General features: G+C 39.1%; 16 protein-coding genes. 14 read left to right on the plus strand and 2 right to left on the minus strand.

The genetic code is table 11. The annotated features are described in order from the left end of the window. Positions 1-8: 8 nt before the first annotated feature. From ACQV2P_RS02220 to ACQV2P_RS02235, 4 genes are read left to right on the plus strand one after another with little or no spacing between them, the layout of a single operon-like run. Positions 9-2,543, plus strand: coding sequence for a 3'-5' exonuclease (locus tag ACQV2P_RS02220; protein WP_428884810.1), 2,535 nt, complete (start codon positions 9-11; stop codon positions 2,541-2,543). Positions 2,544-2,579: 36 nt separating this feature from the next. After that, on the plus strand, positions 2,580-3,056 hold the full coding sequence (locus tag ACQV2P_RS02225) for a hypothetical protein (protein ID WP_428873705.1): 477 nt from the start codon (positions 2,580-2,582) through the stop codon (positions 3,054-3,056). 15 nt (positions 3,057-3,071) lie between these two features. Further along, positions 3,072-4,370 (plus strand): asparagine--tRNA ligase, encoded by a 1,299-nt coding sequence (gene asnS, locus ACQV2P_RS02230; RefSeq protein WP_428874784.1) that lies wholly within the window; start codon positions 3,072-3,074, stop codon positions 4,368-4,370. A 19-nt stretch (positions 4,371-4,389) separates the two neighbouring features. After that, the gene (locus ACQV2P_RS02235) at positions 4,390-5,118 is read left to right on the plus strand and encodes a DnaD domain-containing protein (protein WP_428875889.1); all 729 of its coding nucleotides are present in this window, start codon (positions 4,390-4,392) and stop codon (positions 5,116-5,118) included. 117 nt (positions 5,119-5,235) lie between these two features. On the opposite strand, the gene ACQV2P_RS02240 is transcribed toward ACQV2P_RS02235, so the two are convergent. Then, positions 5,236-7,707, minus strand: coding sequence for a transglycosylase domain-containing protein (locus ACQV2P_RS02240; RefSeq protein WP_428884809.1), 2,472 nt, complete (start codon positions 7,705-7,707; stop codon positions 5,236-5,238). Positions 7,708-7,736: 29 nt separating this feature from the next. Then, positions 7,737-8,339 carry a Holliday junction resolvase RecU gene (gene recU / locus ACQV2P_RS02245; protein WP_428873701.1) on the minus strand — a complete coding sequence of 201 codons (603 nt, stop codon included), beginning with the start codon at positions 8,337-8,339 and terminating at the stop codon, positions 7,737-7,739. Between the two features lie 210 nt (positions 8,340-8,549). Here recU and tig point away from each other — a divergent pair, with 210 nt between their 5' ends. From tig to ACQV2P_RS02295, 10 genes are all read left to right on the plus strand, one after another. Further along, positions 8,550-9,830: a trigger factor gene (gene tig, locus ACQV2P_RS02250; protein ID WP_428884808.1), complete on the plus strand. Its 1,281-nt coding sequence runs from the start codon at positions 8,550-8,552 to the stop codon at positions 9,828-9,830. A 113-nt stretch (positions 9,831-9,943) separates the two neighbouring features. Beyond that, positions 9,944-11,188, plus strand: coding sequence for an ATP-dependent Clp protease ATP-binding subunit ClpX (gene clpX, locus ACQV2P_RS02255; RefSeq protein WP_428875885.1), 1,245 nt, complete (start codon positions 9,944-9,946; stop codon positions 11,186-11,188). A 16-nt stretch (positions 11,189-11,204) separates the two neighbouring features. Beyond that, entirely contained in the window at positions 11,205-11,798 is a 594-nt protein-coding gene (yihA, locus tag ACQV2P_RS02260; RefSeq protein ID WP_428894570.1) for a ribosome biogenesis GTP-binding protein YihA/YsxC, read from the plus strand. A gap of 11 nt (positions 11,799-11,809) precedes the next feature. Next, positions 11,810-13,066 (plus strand): MFS transporter, encoded by a 1,257-nt coding sequence (locus tag ACQV2P_RS02265; protein ID WP_428873632.1) that lies wholly within the window; start codon positions 11,810-11,812, stop codon positions 13,064-13,066. 34 nt (positions 13,067-13,100) lie between these two features. Further along, positions 13,101-14,942, plus strand: coding sequence for a DNA primase (dnaG, locus tag ACQV2P_RS02270; protein WP_428894571.1), 1,842 nt, complete (start codon positions 13,101-13,103; stop codon positions 14,940-14,942). A gap of 12 nt (positions 14,943-14,954) precedes the next feature. After that, a complete protein-coding gene (gene rpoD, locus ACQV2P_RS02275) occupies positions 14,955-16,097 on the plus strand; it encodes an RNA polymerase sigma factor RpoD (RefSeq protein ID WP_428873634.1) in 1,143 nt (380 codons plus the stop codon). A gap of 124 nt (positions 16,098-16,221) precedes the next feature. Beyond that, positions 16,222-17,064 carry an aldo/keto reductase gene (locus ACQV2P_RS02280; protein WP_428892007.1) on the plus strand — a complete coding sequence of 281 codons (843 nt, stop codon included), beginning with the start codon at positions 16,222-16,224 and terminating at the stop codon, positions 17,062-17,064. 183 nt (positions 17,065-17,247) lie between these two features. After that, positions 17,248-17,943: a YjjG family noncanonical pyrimidine nucleotidase gene (locus tag ACQV2P_RS02285; protein WP_428894158.1), complete on the plus strand. Its 696-nt coding sequence runs from the start codon at positions 17,248-17,250 to the stop codon at positions 17,941-17,943. A 62-nt stretch (positions 17,944-18,005) separates the two neighbouring features. Next, positions 18,006-18,749 (plus strand): tRNA (adenine(22)-N(1))-methyltransferase, encoded by a 744-nt coding sequence (locus ACQV2P_RS02290; RefSeq protein ID WP_428873637.1) that lies wholly within the window; start codon positions 18,006-18,008, stop codon positions 18,747-18,749. Continuing rightward, positions 18,730-19,533 carry a Nif3-like dinuclear metal center hexameric protein gene (locus ACQV2P_RS02295; RefSeq protein ID WP_428873638.1) on the plus strand — a complete coding sequence of 268 codons (804 nt, stop codon included), beginning with the start codon at positions 18,730-18,732 and terminating at the stop codon, positions 19,531-19,533. The genes ACQV2P_RS02290 and ACQV2P_RS02295 overlap by 20 nt, the downstream gene beginning before the upstream one ends. Positions 19,534-19,538: the final 5 nt, after the last annotated feature.

The raw sequence follows: 19,538 nt of genomic DNA on the forward strand, positions 1-19,538 counted from the left end.
GGGACTTCATGAAATATGCCATCGTCGACCTCGAATCAACCGGACCACGTCTAGACAGTGGAGACCGAATTATTCAAATTGGGGCGGTTCTTATTGATCAAGGTCAAATCATTGGTCAATATGAAATGCTGATTAATCCTGAACGTGAGGTCCCACAAAACATCCAACAATTAACCGGTATCTCACAAGAAGAGGTTGATCAAGCACCTCTTTTTGAATCAGTTGCAAACTTATGGTTCAAGCGTTTAGAAGGTTGTCTTTTTGTAGCGCATAATCTCAACCATGACTTGACCTTTATGCAACACCATTTCCAAGCGTGTGGCTATGATTTTAACCCTTTGGCCATCGATTCCGTCAAGTTAGCTAAAATTATCTTCCCTCAGGCCACAGGATTCAATTTAACAGATTTAAGCTTCTATTTAGACATTCCCTTTAACCAGGCGCATCAAGCTTTAGCAGATGCCAAAATAACCGCAAAAATATTAAATGCGATGGCTAGCAAGTGGATGCAACTGCCTAGTAAAACACAAACCCTCTTATTGGATTTAGCTCAGGCTTTAGATAAGCAGGAAATTATTTTCTTTCAACAACCGCAGCAATTCATACTCAATCAAGCAGCAGACACTCAATTAGATAAAAAACCACCATTTGATCAAGAAAATCTTCTAAGTACGAAAGCAAAAGCTCAAATTAATTGGTTGTTAGAAAAAATGCAGACTACAAATCGATTAGTAGTAGAAGGACAATGGCGGCCAATTGATCCACTAGTGGTAAAATATTGGTTGCTTGAAGTTTTAGCTAAAAATAAGTCTTCGCTGGTATTAGCTGTTTCTAGTCAATCGGCTCTCGAAGAATGGGCTACTTTCTTCAAGCAAGAAGAAATCCCTTTTTCTTACTTATTGAGACCGAGTCAATATTTACATTTAGATCATTTTAAACGCTACCTTGATCAAGTGGTGATTTCTCAATTAAATCAGCAAGAAATTTTAGTGATTGCTTCAACCTTAGTCTGGCTAGAAGAGACCCAAACAGGCTTACTGATGGAAATGAACCAAGAATTGAAGATTAGCGATCAAATTAATCGCTTTAATCATGGGCTTTATCCGAATTATCGAGCCTCCTATTTTTACCAAAAAGCTTTATCCAATCATGATAAACAAGCAGTAGTACTGACTCAAACCAGCTATTTGATGGAAGAAGCGAGTCAAGAGGGCAGTTTTAGTAAACAGCAGCTCCTAGTGTGTGATAATCTCAGTCTATTAAGCAGACAATTGTCCTTTTTCCACCAAATACAGTTGGCTTATAGTCAACTCTTAATTTTGTGCCAACAAGTCTTGGATATCTTATATCATCAGGATCGAACGCATGCTGCTATTCAAGCTTCAATCTTAAGAATGGATCATTTAATTAATCTAATCCGGCAAGTATTGAATCTTTTAGAAAGTGAAATTCAAAATCACCACTTCCGAGCGGTTGAGCGGGAGTCCAGCAGAGAAGTCAAGGTGTCCTTGTCAACTACTCGAGCTATCTTAAGCATTCAACAGCAAATGCATAAGGCTTTAAAAACACTGCTTCAAGAACAAGCATTAAAAGATCTTTTAGCAAGCAAGCCACATCATCTTAAGATAAAAATGCTGCACCTACAGGCCTTTTTAAATAATTTAGACAACTTTCAAGCTAAAATTAGTCAGTCCGAAGGTTATTTAACTATTCGTGTCAGCCAAATAGAAGATCGTTATTATCAATTCCAACTGACATGGAAACCCATTCGTTTAGTTCAAGAATATCAACATGCCTTTGAAAGCTTTCAACAAGTCTTACTCTTTAGTCCAGGGGATCTGCATTTTCGCTTAAATAGCGGGAGTTATTATCAGTTAGGACTCGATCTATATAACTACTTGCAATTACCACAACCAATGGAAAAGTTAGTCATTGACGTACCATTCGATTGGATTGCTAAAAAAAGTCAAGATTCTCAAAGAAATCAAGAGCAAGGTCGCTTAATCGGTGAAAACTTGCTTGAAAGCATTGAAGCTGATCAGCTGCCACCCTTAAGTCTGATTATTGTAAACAATCGCCAGCAAGCTATTGATGTTTATCGCCAAATAAAAGGCAAGTTAAAAGATCAAGAACAAGTTCGATTGTTGGGTCAACATGTATCTGGATCCTTAAATAAAATCAGACGGTTGGCTATGGATGATTGTGATACCATTTTAGTCATTCAATGGCAGTCGCTCTTAAATGAAAACTGGCTGTTAGATAAGCGACCTTGCCATATATTCTGGCTACGCTTACCTTTTAGATCGTTAGAAGATGCTTATATTTTAGCATTAGCAGACCACTTGAATCTGCCGTTCGAACTAATCTTTGATCACTTATTAATCGATCGAATGCTAGTCGATTTTGCCATTGCTTTCGACTATTTAGACCGCCACTTTAACTGTCAAAATTTCTGTTTGTTAGACGATCGTGTCTTTACCAAATATTATTCTAAAGAAATCAGACAGAAGCTTGAACATCTGGTAGAATTTAATTTACAATAAGGAATAGAATATTTTAGAGGGGAAGCATAGAAACTTATGAGTAAACGGACAGTTTCAATCTTGACATTCATCACCTTGTCAATCATGATAGCCTTATTAGCTGTTTTTATGAAAAGTCAGACAGCTTATAACTTGGCTCAAGAAGAAGCAATCGCTTTAGTGACATATGATTATGCGGTAGAAAAGGTTAATAATTTTTATTGGACCACCATTGATCAAGCAACCTTTGCTCTTGATTTTTTTGACGAGAATAATCAGCAACACTATGCTATTATTGAACGAGAAGGTGGAGACATTCATTACTATTCAGTGAACGAATTATTTACTGAAGAAGAAGCAAAATCCGTGACAGCTAGCCAAATTGAAGAGCCAAAGATTATGCAAGCTCGCTTAGGTCTTTATCAATCGGAACCTGTCTGGGAAATGACTTTAAAGAATGACAACAACACCATCACTTATTTTCTACTCTCTGCCAAGACCGGCAAGTGGATTCAAACCATATCAAACATATAAGTAGGAGGAAAATAAATGGAAACTATCACAATGAACCAAGCGGCATCACACTTAAACCAAAAAGTACAAATTAACGCTTGGTTAACAAACAAACGCTCTTCCGGTAAAATTGCCTTTTTACAACTACGTGACGGCAAGACTTACTTCCAAGGAATCGTCTTAAAAGCTGAAGTGGGAGATGAAGTATTCGATACTGTTAAGAGCTTGGGGCAGGAATCAAGTCTAAAACTAATCGGAACTGTTCAAGCTGACGACCGTTCTGCTTTGGGCTATGAACTTTTAGTTCATTCAGTGGAAGTGATCGGCGAAAGTCATGACTATCCAATTACACCTAAAGAACACGGGACAGACTTTTTAATGGACCACCGTCATTTATGGTTGCGTTCTAGTCGCCAGCATGCCATTATGCAAATTCGTAACGAAATTATCCGTGCAACTTATGAATTCTATAATGACCGTGGCTTCATTAAGATTGACCCACCCGTTCTAACTGGGTCAGCACCGGAAGGAACCACTGAACTGTTCCACACTAAGTATTTTGAAGAAGATGCTTATCTTTCTCAATCTGGTCAATTATATATGGAAGCAGCCGCTATGTCCTTTGGTAAAGTCTTCTCATTCGGACCAACTTTTAGAGCGGAAAAATCTAAAACTCGCCGTCACCTGATTGAGTTCTGGATGATGGAGCCTGAAATGGCCTTTACCGACCACGAACAAAGCTTAAAAGTCCAAGAAGAATATGTGGCTTACTTGGTACGTAATACGATTGACAACTGCAGCATGGCCTTGGAAACACTAGGGCGTGATATTGATGTGCTTGAAAAGTATACTCAAGTTCCTTATCCACGTATTGAATACACTGAGGCCGTTCAATTATTAAAAGATAATGGTTTTGATGATATTGAGTGGGGCGATGATTTCGGTTCACCACACGAGACTTTTATTGCTAACCAACATGAACAACCAGTCTTCATTGTCAACTGGCCACGCTCTATCAAACCTTTCTATATGAAAGTCAACCCTGACAACCCAGAAACCGTTTTATGTGCCGATATGATAGCGCCAGAAGGTTATGGCGAGATTATTGGTGGTTCACAAAGGATCGACGATTATGAGACTTTAGCAGAGAATATTAAGGCCTTTAATTTAGATCCAGCCGTTTATGCCTGGTATCTCGATCTAAGAAAATATGGTAATGTGCCCTGTTCTGGTTTTGGTTTAGGTCTTGAAAGAGCTGTTGCTTGGATTTCTGGTATTGAACATATCCGTGAAACATCACCATTCCCACGTTTGTTAAACCGTCTCTACCCATAAAATGTAAGGAGTTGGACCAATGGCAAACTCAGTTTATGATTGGATGAAAACGGGTTACACCATGGTACCGAATCTTTTGATTGATCACTTTGGTCAACTAGGCCTTAATTCAAATGAATTTTTATTTATTACTTATCTCTTGAAGCAAATTAATCAGTCCCAATCTGCAGATACTATTATAAACTTATCCAATCAATTTGCTTGGGAGAGTGACCTTCTCTACGAAACACTCAATTCCTTGTTAGATAAGAACTATCTTAATATTGAATTAGTACCAGATGAAGAGGGTAAACAAACGGACCATTATACCTTGCGTCCCTTGTTTGATAAGTTAGATCAATTAGTGGCTGACCAAAAAACAAGTCAGACAGAAGCTCTGTCCAATAAACAAGTTCAAGCTGACCAGAAAGTTAAGGCCGGACAATTGATTCAAGTCTTTGAAGAAGCATTCGGCCGTTCACTTTCAAGTGTAGAATTAGAAACGCTCTACCAATGGATTCAAAAGGATGGTTATCAGCCAGATCTAGTCTATCAAGCACTTAAAGAAGCGGCTATTCGTCAAGTCTTTAATCTAAAGTATATTGACCGCATACTGCTGAATTGGCAAGAACAAAACATTCATACTGTAGATGAGGCTATAGTGGCAAGCAAGCAATACAACCACCGTAATCAAAGTATTCAATCAGAAAAACCCAATCAAACATCCAAATTTAAAATACCCATTTTAAAATGGCATAACAAGGACTAAAGAACCCGCCTAGCTGATCGGTGAGATTTATCGAACAGCTAGGCTTTATTTTGTACAAATAAAAGCTTCATCTTCCTATATAGGGAGGATGAAGCTTTTGAATAGGAGCCTAAATTTCTAAGGTCCGCCAATACTTTCGACAGTATTCAGTTTGTCTTCTGAATCAGATGGATTAGGATCTGGAGCCAGAGTCGTTTCGCTAATTTCTAAGGTAGTTTCTTCACTAGTAGTCGTTTCTTCGACAGATAAATCAAAGGTAATAATTAATTGATCAGAGGCAGAATGGCCATCGACAATGCGTAAGCCTAATTCATAATAGCCAGGAGCAGGTGCTGGAACTTTAAATTCAGTATCTGTTCCTGAATAGACGATTTCACCATTCAGTCTTAACTCAAAGCTAGCTTGAATGGTTAATGGTTCCCACTTGGCTTCAATTTCTTCAGTCTCTTCATTGTATTCCGCATCGAAACCACTTGGTGAAGCTAATACTTTATAAACAGGTGAAATCTGGGTCGGTTGACTACCTTTTACAAAGAGTTCATTTGACCGCATATTGGCAGGTGTTTGGGGACTTGGTTTTTGCAGTGGCTGGGTATATTTTTCAATTTCAGCTACTTCGACCGAGTCTGGTTTTTGCCAATCAGCTATCGGGACTTCTTGCATCAGATATTGAATCATCTGGCTGTAAATCAGCTGTGGAATAAGTGAATCCTGATAGCTCAATTGATTACCAGCCTTATAAGGATCATCATAGCCCACCCAAGTGGCAATGGCATATTGCGGAGTAAAACCAGCATACCAAGCATCGGGTGCAGCAAAACTTTGTGGATCAATGCCAATTTCCGTTCTTTGTTGGTCGGAATAGTTGGTTGTTCCGGTCTTACCAGCATGGTAGAGACCATTGACGCCCGCTTTTTCAGCAAAGGTTCCAGGAACACCCTTTAAGATATCCACTAACATATAAGCAGTAGAGTCTTTCATAGCTTGACGACTTTCCGCTTGAAATTCTTGAATGGTTCCTGCTTGAGTAACGACTTTGTTAACGGTATAGGGTTTATGATAGTTACCATAATTAGCAATAGTCGCATAGGCAGCCGATAATTGAATGGGCGTCATTTCACCCCCAATGGCATTGGATTCGACTAATTCGCGTTGGTTATTGTTCTTAATATTTATATCCATCTTTTGTAGGAAGGAATAAGACTTGTCTAAGCCCACTTCTTGTAAGAGTTTCAAGGCCGGAATATTACGTGAACCTACTAAGGCTTCTCTAAGTGTTTGTTTTCCCTTGTAGTCTCTATCATAATTATAAATTTCATCCCCCGAGGTATAAGTGTAAGGTTCATCAACGACCGTTTGGCCAGTTGAATAATTGAGGTATTCAATCGCTGGTCCATAATCGGCTAACGGTTTCATAGTGGAACCGATACTGCGGTTAAGGGTGGCTGTGCGGTTAAGTCCCATAGCCACTTCTTGGTTACGTCCACCGGATAGGGCGGTGAGCTGTCCATTATCGACATTGATGATAGAAACAGCTGTTTGCATTTCATCATTAGGGAAGAGATTGCCATTAGCATCTTGAACCGTTTGATAGAGATATTTTTGAGCGTCTATATCGAGATTGGTGTAAATTTCTAGACCATCCGTATAGACATTTAAGTTCATTTTATCTTGAACTTCTTGAGCGACGACATCGATATAGGCATCGACTATTAAGTCCATTTCACTAAGGGTGTCATCATTTAAAGGAGACAGCATGGAAGTCACTGGAATAGCCACAGCTTCATCATATTGAGCCTGACTAATCATTTGACGTTTGAGCATGACCTGTAAGACGGTATCCCGACGCTCTTGGGCGACTTCAGGATAAAGATAGGGATCATACTGCGTAGGGGCTTGCGGTAATCCAGCCAAAAGAGCAGCTTCTGCTAGAGTCAGATCTTTTAAGTCTTTATCAAAGAAAGACCGAGCAGCTGTTTTAGCCCCATAAACATTGTTAGAATAAAACAATTTATTGAGATAGAGAGAGAGGATTTCTTCTTTGGAATATTCTTGCTCCAACTTCAAGGACAACCATGCTTCTTGGGCCTTTCTTTCTAAGGTTTGATCTTCAAATTTAGTGGAAAAAACCGATAATTTGACCAACTGTTGAGTAATGGTAGAACCACCTTGGCGAATGTCACCCGCTCTAAGGTTGGCTATGGCCGCCCCTACAATTCGGATAGGGTCAACTCCTTTGTGTTCCATAAAGCGCGCATCTTCAATGGCTAAGACCGCTTGTTTTAAGACTTCAGGGACTTGATCGGCTGTCATTAGATCGCGGTTCTTACCACCTAGGGTTTTGACCAAATTACCTCTATTATCAAAGACTTTAGAAGAGACTTGACCAGTTAAATCGTCTTGGTCAATCTCAGGGGCTGACATGGCATAATAAGTAAAGAGACCAGCACCAGCTATTAAAGTAAGTAGACCTAAAGACAGGCCTATTATGACAATGCGCTTGAACCAGGTCATGAAATTTGTTTTTGATCTCTTAGGGGGATGTTGTTGATGATATTTTTTTCTTTCTACGCGACTTCCTGTCACCATATTTATTCCTCGTTTCTATTAGAGACTTTTTATTTGACTTCTTCTAAGTAGGCATCCAAGGCACTTAAATAATCGACTGAAATAGGAAATTTGCCTTGGGGACAAGCATAAGCATGGGCTTGAATAAAACTATAAGGGATGCTTTGCTTTTGGTTTTTTTGCAAGAAATTTTCAAGCAGGGGATAGGGAATCAGATAGATTGCATCGTGTACCCTAAAGTAGATCAACAAAAAGACGATGCCTCCTTGCTGGAAGCAAAGCTTCATATGTTCGATTTGATGGTCATGTAAATTGGATAAAGGGAAAGAGGTCTTGTTACGCGTTTCCTTAGTCTCAAAGTCAATATACCTGCCCAGATAGACACCGTTATAGTCAGTGGTAGAGGCCTGACGAAAATAGGCTTCAGTAATACGGGCGGCTGATCGTTTGGGGTAATCGACTTTGACAATCTGCACTGGTGTTGGCTTTTTATGAATGACCGCCAGTTGCCGGTTTAAATAATAAGCATTACTCTGATTGATCATTTCTTCAAAGGACATCCCTCGACTACCGTATTGTGTTTTTTGTTTTGATGTTATTTCTTTCCTTTTAAATTTAAAACGCGGACCTTGTCCTGCAGGATAATTAAACATGGACTCACTCCTCAATAAGTCTTATTATAGCGAATTTTTAGTCAGATACCTAGTTTCAATTCAGACTTATTCTAAGACCTAGTCTAACAACAAAAAATGAATTTTATTAGACTTTATTGGTAATATTGATTTGGTGTTTACAAAAGCAGGGAATTTCGTTAAAATGTATGGGTATGTAAATTATATACTAGTCTTGGAGGAAGAATAATTATGACAACTAAATTTGAAAAAAGCTCTATCAATGAAGGAGTTTTAACATTTGAAATTCCAGTAGAAGATATCAACAAAGGCTTAGATAAAGCTTACAATAAAGTACGTAAAAATATCTCTGTACCTGGATTTCGTAAAGGGAAAGTACCACGTCAAATCTTCAACAATGTTTATGGTGAAGCTTCATTATATGAAGAAGTATTAAACCAATTAATCCCAGGCGCCTATCAACAAGCTGTGGAAGAAGCAGAGATTGAAGCGGTTACTCAACCTGAAATTGATATTGAATCAATGGAAAAAGGGAAGCCATGGGTTATTACTGCCAAAGTTACCTTAAAACCAGAAGTTAAATTAGGTGAATACAAGGGCTTAACAGTAGAAAAACAAGACCGCCAGGTAAGCGATGAAGATGTAGAAAAGCGCTTAGAAGAAAAGCGTCAACAATTAGCAGAATTAGTTGTTAAAGAGGATGCAGCGGTTGAAGGCGATACTGTCGTAATCGACTATGAAGGTTTCCGCGACGGGGAACCATTCGAAGGGGGTAAAGGTGAAAACCATTCCTTAGAATTAGGTTCCAATTCATTCATTCCTGGCTTTGAAGATCAACTAGTAGGTGCTAAACCTGGTGATGATGTAGAAGTTAAAGTTACTTTTCCTGAAGAATACCATGCGGAGGAACTGGCTGGTCAAGACGCTATGTTCAAAGTGCGTGTTCACGAGGTAAAAGCAAAAGAATTACCAGAATTCGATGATGAATTTGCTAAAGATGCAGATGACGAGGTAGAAAGCTTGGACGAATTGCGTAATAAAGTACGTGTTCAATTAGAAGAAGAAAAAGAAAAGCAAGCTAAAGAGGTCATTGAAGATTTAGCATTACGTCAAGCGGTTGAAAATGCTGAAATCGTCGAAATGCCTGAAGCAATGGTTCACGAAGAAATCCACCGTCAAATGGATCACTTCTTAAACAACTTGAAGCGTCAAGGAATTAACGAAGATCTCTATTACCAAATTTCTGGTAGCACTCGTGAAGATCTCCATGAACAGTTTGCAGAAGAAGCAGACCTAAGAACTAAAACGAACTTAGTCTTAGAAGCAATCGTTGCAAAAGAAAAGATTGATGTCAATGAAGAAGAAGTTAATAAGGAAATTGAATTATTAGCCAGTCAATACGGAATGCCAACTGATCAAGTGAAACAATATGTGACTGAAGATATGTTGAAGTCTGATATTCGCTTGAAGAAAGCCATGAGCTTAATTGTTGACTCTGTTGAAGAAAAATAGGATACTAAAATAGAAGAAATAACAAAAGAGGGATCGCAACAGTCTGATTTTAAAGTGACTTTTGCGTCCCTTTTTAGTCTTATTTAAGTAAGTAAGACCAAAAAGGAGGAAACATGGGAAAGACTACAAATATCAATGATTATTACTGCTCGTTTTGTGGTAAATCACAAGATGAAGTCGATAAGATTATTGCTGGACCAGATGTTTTCATCTGTAACGAATGTGTTGATTTATGCCAATCAATCATTCAAGAAGAGATGCGCTTTGAAAAAGAGCAAGAACCAGTTAAAGTGTTAAAACCGCAAGAGATTGTTGATCAACTAAACCAATATGTGATTGGCCAAGATCAAGCTAAGAAATCTTTAGCCGTGGCAGTTTATAATCATTATAAGCGCATCAACTTTAAAGCCCTTGATGACGATGATGTCGAATTGCAAAAGTCTAATATCTGTATTATCGGTCCGACCGGTTCGGGTAAAACCTACTTAGCCCAGAGCTTGGCTCGCATTATAAATGTTCCTTTTGCCATAGCGGACGCTACCACCCTAACCGAAGCAGGCTATGTGGGGGAAGACGTTGAAAATATTTTACTGAAATTAGTACAAGCTGCTGATTATGATATTGAACGTGCTCAAAAAGGGATTATTTATGTGGATGAAATCGATAAGATTGCACGAAAATCTGAAAACACCTCGATTACCCGTGATGTTTCAGGTGAAGGTGTCCAACAAGCTCTACTTAAAATTTTAGAAGGAACGGTAGCCAATATCCCACCTAAGGGAGGGCGTAAGCACCCTAACCAAGATTATATTCAAATCGACACCTCGCAAATTCTCTTTATTGTAGGTGGAGCCTTTGCTGGCATTGAAACTACGATTAAAGAACGTTTAGGCTCTAAAGTAATTGGTTTTGGTACGGATACTCATCGACAACATAGTGATGAGAATATCATGCAATTAGCCAGTTCAGAAGACTTGCTTAAATTCGGCTTAATTCCCGAATTCATTGGACGATTGCCCATCTTAACGGTCTTGGATCAATTATCACAAGAAGATTTAGTCAGTATCTTAACCCAACCTAAGAACGCTTTGGTTAAACAATACCAACGTCTTTTAGAAATGGAAGATGTCAAACTAGAGTTTGAAGAAGCGGCCTTGGAAGAAATTGCTCACCAGGCTATTATTCGCGACACTGGAGCGCGTGGTTTAAGGTCAATCTTAGAAAACACTATGTTAGATATTATGTTTGAAGTACCACAAAGAGAAGATATTTCACGCATCAAGGTCACAAAAGACACGGTATTGGGCAAAAGTCGCGCCACTTATTATAATAAGAGTAATCGCAAGATAAGCAAATAAAAAATGGGGTAGACGAATGCACATTAAAGAAGCAAAATTTGTAATTTCAGCTGTTCAAGAGTCCCAAGCGCCACAAGATGAAGTGCCTGAGATTGCCCTTGCCGGGCGGTCAAATGTTGGCAAATCCAGTTTTATTAACAAGGTCCTCCAACGTAATAAGTTGGCCCGGATCTCTGGACAGCCTGGTAAGACCCAAACTTTAAACTTTTATTCGGTAAACGACGCTGCTTTTCGTGTCGTGGATGTGCCCGGTTATGGATACGCTCGGGTTTCCAAGCTAAATCGTAAAAATTGGGCCAAGATGAATTTGAATTTTCTACGGCAAAGAAGAAATCTTCGTTTATTAATCCTCTTGATGGATATTCGTCACGAGCCCACTCAATTAGACAAAGCAATGTATCAATTTGCCGAAGAATTAGACATTCCTTTTGCCATTTGTTTGACCAAGGCGGACAAAATCAAAAAAAGCCAATGGAATAAACATTTATCCCTCTATAAGAAAAGTTTAAATTTACCAACAACCGATGCGCTTTTCACTTTTTCATCGGTAACCGGAGAAGGTCGCGAAGATATTTTAGACTTGTTTGAAAGTTTATTAATGGATGAATAGGAGTCAATAAAGTGAAAAAGCTATGTTCTACTTATACCAAGAAGGAATTTTCATGGATTCTACAAGACTGGGCCAATTCTGCCTATTCTTTAATGATCACCACCGCTTTATTCCCTATATTTTATAAGAGTATTGCCACCAATGCGGGGGTCTCTGATGCTAATTCAACAGCTTATCTTGGTTATACCAATGCTATCGGGACGATCGCTGTCGCTATGATGGCTCCTTTTTTAGGGACTTTAGCAGATTTTCCTGGTTACCGTAAAAAATTATTTACCACTGCTACGCTCTTAGGTGTTTTCTCAGTGCTATCGATGATTTTGATTGGTCAAGTTTCTTGGCAGTGGCTATTGGTACTTTATGGCTTTTCAGCTGTCGGTTTTTCGACTGCTAATATTTTTTATGATGCTTCCTTGATGGATGTCACCAGTCGCGACCGTTTGGACTTAGTGTCCTCAGCCGGTTTTGGTTTTGGTTATATCGGAAGTGTGATTCCTTTCTTAATTTTTATGCTTTTACAATTTTCAGGTGGGTTAAAAGAGGGTGTAGTGGTTAATATCGGTTTTCTTTTAACGGCTGTTTGGTGGTTTGTTTTTACCATTCCTTATTGGAAAAATGTCGACCAGGTCTATATGGACCAACCAAAGCAGCCCCATATTATCGCTTCAACTTTAGCTTCTCTCAAAGAAACTCTAACGGAACTAACCAAAGACAAGGTGATTGTTTATTTCTTAATCGGCTATTTCTTCTACATAGACGGGGTGGGAACGATTATCAAAATGGCTACCTCCATCGGAAGTGACCAGGGCTTAACAGCTACTCAGTTAATATTGATGTTGTTAGTGGTTCAAATAGTTGCCTTTCCGTGCTCGATTATTTATGGCATCTTAGCCAAACGCTGGGGAAGGCGCACTATGCTTTTTACAGGTATTGGGACCTACATTCTAATTTGTTTAATGGCCTTATCCTTATCCTCTTTTGTGGATTTTATGATCATCGCTATCTTAGTAGGTTCAGCTCAAGGTGGGATTCAATCTCTTAGTCGTTCTTATTTTGGTTCTATTATTCCACTGGAGAAAAATAACCAGCTTTTTGGTATTTATAATATTTTCGGTAAATTTTCATCAGTTTTAGGTACCACCATTCTGGGAATTATTACCCAACTAACGGGCGATTCGCTCAAAGGCTTGTTTGTAATTGTGATTCAATTTATGATGGGTGCCTTCCTACTGTGGAAAGCTAAAAAGCCAATTACTAAAGCTGTTTAAAACAAGCTTGAAATTTTATTAGAGGAGGCAGGCCATGGCCTATATACCGAATGAGGTGATTGATGCTATCAGGCAGTCGGTTAAAATCGAAGACGTTGTCAGTCAATATGTGCAACTGACTAAAAGGGGTCCAGGCTACTCTGCCTCTTGCCCTTTTCATGAAGACAATAACCCATCCTTTTCCATTCATACCGAAAAGCAAATCTTCAAATGCTTCTCTTGTGGTAGAGCGGGCAATGTCTTTGGTTTTATCCAGGAAATTGAATCGCTACCCTTTAAACAAGCGGTTATTAAGGTGGCAGAGTTTGCAGACTACCCTTTGGATTCAAGTTTATTAGCTGAAGATGATTATAGTCCAATTCCTCATCAAGATAAACAATTGTATGCGATCTATGAAAAAGCTAGTCAATTCTATCATTACTTTTTAACTGCTACAGAAAATGGTAATCAAGCTTATGCTTATTTAAGCGATCGTGGCTTAAAGAAGGAAACGATTAACGCCTTTGCTTTAGGGTTAGCGCCTGATAATTCTGAGCTCTTATGGACTTATTTAAAGGATCAGTCTTTCACTGAAGAAGAATTACTGACTTCGGGTATTTTTTACCAAGCTGAAAATAGTCCAGCCATTATCGACCGCTTTCGTGGACGGATTATCTTCCCTTTGAGATCGAATCAAGGAAAGGTTTTAGCCTTTTCTGGACGCCTCTATCAAGCAGGGGACTCTCGCAAGAGTAAGTATGTTAACTCGCCTGAAACCACTATTTTTCATAAGAGTCAGCTGGTTTATAATCTTGATTTGGCACGACCAGCCATTCGCAAGTTAAAACAAATTATAGTTTGTGAAGGTTTTATGGATGTGATTGCACTTTACGAAGCAGGATTCGAACAGGCAGTAGCTACCATGGGGACTAGCTTGACCCATGATCACTTGTCTTATTTGACCAAATTAGCCAATGAAATTCTCTTTGTATTTGATGGCGATGAAGCAGGGCAAAAAGCTACAGCTAAAGCCTTTGAATTGGGAAAAGATTTTCCCAAAGCCCAATTTAAATCAATCCTTTTACCTAGAGGGATGGACCCTGATGAGTGGTTGAAAGCCAGGGGAAAAGAATCCTTCCAAACACTTTTAAACCAAGCACAAACTTCCTTTAATTTTTTCAAAAATTATCACAAGCAATTCTTTCAAATGGATGATAAAGCTGCTGTGGCGGAATATATCGACCGTTTATTAGTTGATTTAAACAAAATCCAATCACCCGTCGAGAAACAATTGTATCTGGTGGAACTTGCTGAAGAATTTCAAATAGCAGAAAGCTTCTTGCAAGAGCGAATGTTGCGCTTGAGTGGGGGTCAAAGAAAGACTGGTAAAAAGCAACCAGCTATCAACCATCATCAACCACCTCCGCAATTACAAAGTGATCAGCAGGCCTTAAAAGTAGATTCTTTTAAAGCCTTTCAAAGTGAAAAATTATGGTTAGGCTTTTTAATGTACTATCAAGAGGCTTGGAATTATTTAGAAAAATTAAATGAGCTGCCATTTCTCTACCATGACTTTTCACAAAAGGCCTTTCTAGCCTTGACGGATTACTATTATCAAGGCAACAAATTGCCTTTAACAGGAATAGTTGGTAATATTGAAGAGGTTCAAGTCAATAGTCTTTTAACGAATGTAATGTGGGATTTTGAACCGATTGGTTATCAAGATCAAGCGATGACCGACTGTTTAAATACCATCCAAATCGCCTTTTTAGAACAAGAAATAGAAGAATTAAAGACCCAATTTAAACAATATCACCAACAGCAAGAAGCCGATAAGGCAACCGAGGTGATTAATCGCTTAATGGTGTTGCAAAGAAAATTAAAGACAAAAGAATAGGGGGCTTACTTTATGGCAAAAGAAAAGAAAGACAATAAAGCAAGTAAAAATGAATTAAAGCTGACTTTAGACCAGGCCACTGAAAAGCTGATAAAAGAAAAGAAAATTCTCGGTCAAGTTCACTATGATGACTTGAGCAATCAATTAGCCATTCCATATAAATTAGATGCCAATGGCATTGATAAGCTCATTCAAAAGGTGGAAGACCAAGGGATTGCGGTAGTAGGTGATGATGGTGGACCAACCAAGCAACAAATGGTTAGAGCAGAAGACGTTAAACCAGAAGAAGTCCTAACAGCCGCCCAAAAAGCAGCCGCTTCAAAAATAAAGGTAGCAGATCCTGTTCGTATGTATTTAAAAGAAATTGGTCGTGTCGATCTATTAAATGCAGATGAAGAGGTCGAATTGGCCAAGCGTATCTTAGAAGGCGATGAATTAGCTAAGCAAGAACTGGCTGAAGCCAACCTTCGTTTAGTAGTATCGATTGCTAAGCGTTATGTGGGTCGTGGTATGTCCTTCTTAGACCTCATTCAAGAAGGGAATATGGGCTTGATGAAGGCGGTTGAAAAGTTTGACCATACTAAAGGGTTCAAATTCTCAACTTACGCTACTTGGTGGATTCGTCAAGCCATCACACGAGCCATTGCCGACCAGGCGCGAACCATTCGCATCCCGGTTCATATGGTGGAAACCATCAACAAATTAGTAAGAGTCCAAAGACAATTGTTACAAGACCTGGGTAGAGAACCGACGCCTGAAGAAATCGGAGCAGAAATGGATTTACCGACTGAAAAAGTACGTGATATCTTAAAAATTGCTCAAGAACCGGTCTCCTTGGAAACCCCCATTGGTGAAGAGGACGATTCGCACTTAGGTGATTTTATTGAAGACGAAGGCGCCTTAAGTCCAGAAGATCATACGGCTTCAGCCCTCTTAAGGGAACAGTTAGAAGATGTGTTGGATACCTTAACTGACCGTGAAGAAAATGTTCTACGCTTACGCTTCGGCTTGGATGATGGCAATATTCGCACCCTTGAACAAGTCGGTAAGGTTTTTGGTGTAACGCGTGAGCGTATTCGTCAAATCGAAGCTAAAGCTTTGAGAAAATTACGCCATCCTAGTCGGTCTAAACAATTAAAAGACTTTATCGAATAGAATAAGACAAGAAAAACTCCTTCATACGCTTAAGTGAGCGGAAGGAGTTTTTCGTGTTTAAGCCTTTACTTGCGAAAGCGCTTTAATCGTTTTATACTTAAGGTAGGCAAAAGGGGGAAGATTAATGGAAAGTTATTTATTAAAGAACGGTGTCAAGATTCCTAAAATTGGTTTTGGTACTTGGAAGTTAAAAGAAGGTGAAGAAGCCTATCAAAGTGTCCTTCATGCCTTAAAGGTAGGCTATCGTCACATTGATACTGCTCAAGTCTATGGCAATGAAGCCAGTGTCGGTCGAGCCATTAAAGATTCAGGTATTCCACGTGAAGAGATCTTTCTAACTACTAAAATTTGGAATGACAAGCATTCCTACAGTCTAGCCAAGCAAGCGGTGGAAGAATCCATGCAAAAGTTGCAAGTAGATTATTTAGACCTTTTGTTAATTCACTGGCCTAATCCCGTTCACTTACGCAAGGACAAGGCATGGATGCAAGCTAATCAAGAAGTTTGGCAGTTGATGGAAGAATTATATCAAGATGGAAAACTAAAAGCCATTGGGGTGTCCAATTTCATGGTTCATCACTTAGCTGCTTTACTAGCCTCTGTCAAGATAAAGCCCATGGTTAACCAAGTCTTACTCGCTCCGGGAACTACGCAAGAGAATTTAGTTAATTTTTGCCAACAACATGATATGGTTCTAGAAGCCTATAGTCCGCTAGGAAGTGGTAGTCTTTTTAAGCAAGTGCCAGTCGAAGAAATAGCAAAAAAATATAAGAAAAGTGTTGCGCAAGTTGCCCTAAGATGGTCGCTTGATAAAGGCTTTCTGCCCTTACCCAAATCAAAAACACCGGCTAATATCGAATCGAACCTAGACATTTTTGACTTTGAGCTAGAAGCAGAAGACCGCAAAAAGTTGGATCAATTAGAGGGGGTGAAAACACAAAGCGACCCTGATCAAGTTGACTTTTAAAAAAGGATCTTTAAACAGATGACCCGGAAGCTTTAATAGCTTTCCGGCCTTTTTTATGATTGAGTGTGTCTAGCTGAATAATAAAAATTTATTAAATATTTACTTAAGTAAGCTATATATTATCGACAAATTGGTTTATAATAAGCGCATAATAGTGACTTTAAGAATGGAAGGAAGGATCAATTGACTTATCAATTATTATTATTTGATTTAGATAACACCTTATTTAATTTTAATCAAGCCCAAGACCAAGCCTTACTTGAATTCTTAAGCCAAGAAGGGGTTCCCCAGCAAGCTATTCCTCGTTTTATTGACTACTATGTTTTGCTCAATCATTCTTTATGGGACAAGTTAGAGTTAGGGTTAATTGATCGGCAAACACTAATTTCTAGTCGTTTTGCCTTATTATTTGATCACTTTGGTTATCAGCGGGACGGGGTAGAATTGGCTCAAGCCTATCAAAAGTGTATAGGCAGACAAGCCCAGCTAATTGAAGGTGCAAGAAGCTTCCTCGATGCTTGTCTTAAGGAGGGTAAGCGTCTGTTTGCCATTTCCAACGGTATTTCTGCTATTCAAAGGGCGCGCTTAGAACATGCAAAGTTGAATCCTTATTTTGAAGCAATTTTTATTTCAGAAGAGATTGGCCATGTGAAGCCTTCTAAAGGCTTTTTCGATTATGTCGCTGAAAATATAAGAGAATTCAATTCTAAAAGGACACTCGTTATTGGCGACTCCTTGAGTGCTGATATTCAAGGCGCCTTAAACGCAGGGATTGATTGTGTTTGGTTTAATCATTTGAATGAAAACAAACAGTCCCACTTACCGGCCAATTATGTGGTCGATAACTATAATGATTTAGCCAAAATCATCTACAGATAAAAAATAGGTAGTCTCAAAAATGCTTTTCTAGTATATAATAGACTTATGAAAGGGAGTATCGGATGAATATCGAAAGACTATCTCAACGACTGGAAAAAGTTGCGCAATATATCGTTCAATATGGTCAAGCGCCGATTCGGTTGGCAGATATCGGTAGTGATCACGCTTATTTACCATGTAATTTACTTAAAAACAAACAGATAGAATTTGCAGTGGCAGGTGAGGTAGTGGAAGGACCTTATTTATCGGCTGTGAAACAAGTCAATGAAAGTCAATTGCAAGATAAAATCATCGTCCGTCTTGGCGATGGCTTTGCGGCAGTTGAAGCCAGTGATGCCATTAATACAGCAGCTATCTGTGGTATGGGAGGTGGTTTGATTGTCTCCATCTTAGAAGCAGGTTATCATGCAGGAAAATTACCAAAACTCTTAGTCTTACAAGCTAACACAGCAGTTGCCAAAGTCAGAGCCTGGTTACAAGATCATTATTACCATATTCTTAACGAATGCTTTATTGATGAAAAGGGGCAATTTTATGAAGTAATGGTTGCTCAAAAGCAAGCAGAAAAAGCAATTTACACTGATAAAGAAATCATGTTTGGTCCCATACATTTGACTCAAAGGGGGCCAATCTTTGAAGATTACTGGCATAATGAATTAAACCACCACCATTTTATTCTTAATCAGTTGTTTCATGGAGTAGAATATGAGCAAATGGCCCAAGACCGCAAAAATAAGGTAGACATTATTCAAGCCGAAATAGATAAAATAGAGGAGGTGGTAGACTATGACAAAGCTCTTTTTTAAAGAGTTAATGGCTTATCTCGATCAAAAATATCCTGCGGCTTATGCCGAAGAGTGGGATAAGGTCGGCTTACACTTTGGCCATCCTGAACAAGCGATTAAAAAGGTGATGGTCGCTTTGGATATGCGACCACAAGTGGTTGAAGAGGCTATTGAAGAAGATGTAGATAGCTTGATTTTACACCATCCGCCCCTCTTCAAAGCAATCGAGCGTTTCGACCAGTCTAAGCCCCAGATAAAAATGTATCAAAGAGCCATTCAAGCAGGTATCAATGTCTTTGCCATGCACACCAATTATGACGCCGCCCCTGGTGGCATGAATGATATTTTGGCTCAAGCTATGAAGTTAACTGATATTAAACCCTTAATCGATCTAGAAGAAGGACAGGTAGCGATTGGCCGGATAGGCAACTTGCCTCGAGCTCTAACGCGCCATGAACTCTTTGCCTATGTCAAGCAAGTCTTCAAACGACCTGCTTTAACAGTGATTGAAAAAGTCCCGCAAGCCACTTATCAACGAGTTGCTATTGTAGGCGGAGCCGGAGCCAGCTTTATGGACCAGGTCGAAAAGGTCCAAGCCGATGTCTTTATTACCGGAGATATCAGCTTCCACACAGGGCATGATCTATATGAAAAGCCCTTTATGACTATTGATGCCAGTCATTATATTGAGCATTTATTTATTGAGGTCGAAGTGGCCAGAATAAAAGAAGCTATCGAACAAAAGGGTTGGGATCTTGAAGTGATTGCTTCCACAGTTTCCACTGATCCCTTTACTTATGAATAAAAAGG

This window comes from Facklamia sp. P12932, assembly GCF_050409545.1.
GTDB lineage: Bacteria > Bacillota > Bacilli > Lactobacillales > Aerococcaceae > Facklamia.

Coding starts and splice junctions, on each gene's coding strand:
- dnaG (WP_428894571.1), top strand. CDS start 13,101: ATGGCCTATATACCGAATGAGGTGATTGATGCTATCAGGCAGTCGGTT.
- ACQV2P_RS02295 (WP_428873638.1), top strand. CDS start 18,730: ATGACAAAGCTCTTTTTTAAAGAGTTAATGGCTTATCTCGATCAAAAA.
- ACQV2P_RS02225 (WP_428873705.1), top strand. CDS start 2,580: ATGAGTAAACGGACAGTTTCAATCTTGACATTCATCACCTTGTCAATC.
- tig (WP_428884808.1), top strand. CDS start 8,550: ATGACAACTAAATTTGAAAAAAGCTCTATCAATGAAGGAGTTTTAACA.
- ACQV2P_RS02290 (WP_428873637.1), top strand. CDS start 18,006: ATGAATATCGAAAGACTATCTCAACGACTGGAAAAAGTTGCGCAATAT.
- rpoD (WP_428873634.1), top strand. CDS start 14,955: ATGGCAAAAGAAAAGAAAGACAATAAAGCAAGTAAAAATGAATTAAAG.
- ACQV2P_RS02235 (WP_428875889.1), top strand. CDS start 4,390: ATGGCAAACTCAGTTTATGATTGGATGAAAACGGGTTACACCATGGTA.
- yihA (WP_428894570.1), top strand. CDS start 11,205: ATGCACATTAAAGAAGCAAAATTTGTAATTTCAGCTGTTCAAGAGTCC.
- ACQV2P_RS02280 (WP_428892007.1), top strand. CDS start 16,222: ATGGAAAGTTATTTATTAAAGAACGGTGTCAAGATTCCTAAAATTGGT.
- recU (WP_428873701.1), bottom strand. CDS start 8,339: ATGTTTAATTATCCTGCAGGACAAGGTCCGCGTTTTAAATTTAAAAGG.
- ACQV2P_RS02240 (WP_428884809.1), bottom strand. CDS start 7,707: ATGGTGACAGGAAGTCGCGTAGAAAGAAAAAAATATCATCAACAACAT.
- ACQV2P_RS02220 (WP_428884810.1), top strand. CDS start 9: ATGAAATATGCCATCGTCGACCTCGAATCAACCGGACCACGTCTAGAC.
- asnS (WP_428874784.1), top strand. CDS start 3,072: ATGGAAACTATCACAATGAACCAAGCGGCATCACACTTAAACCAAAAA.
- clpX (WP_428875885.1), top strand. CDS start 9,944: ATGGGAAAGACTACAAATATCAATGATTATTACTGCTCGTTTTGTGGT.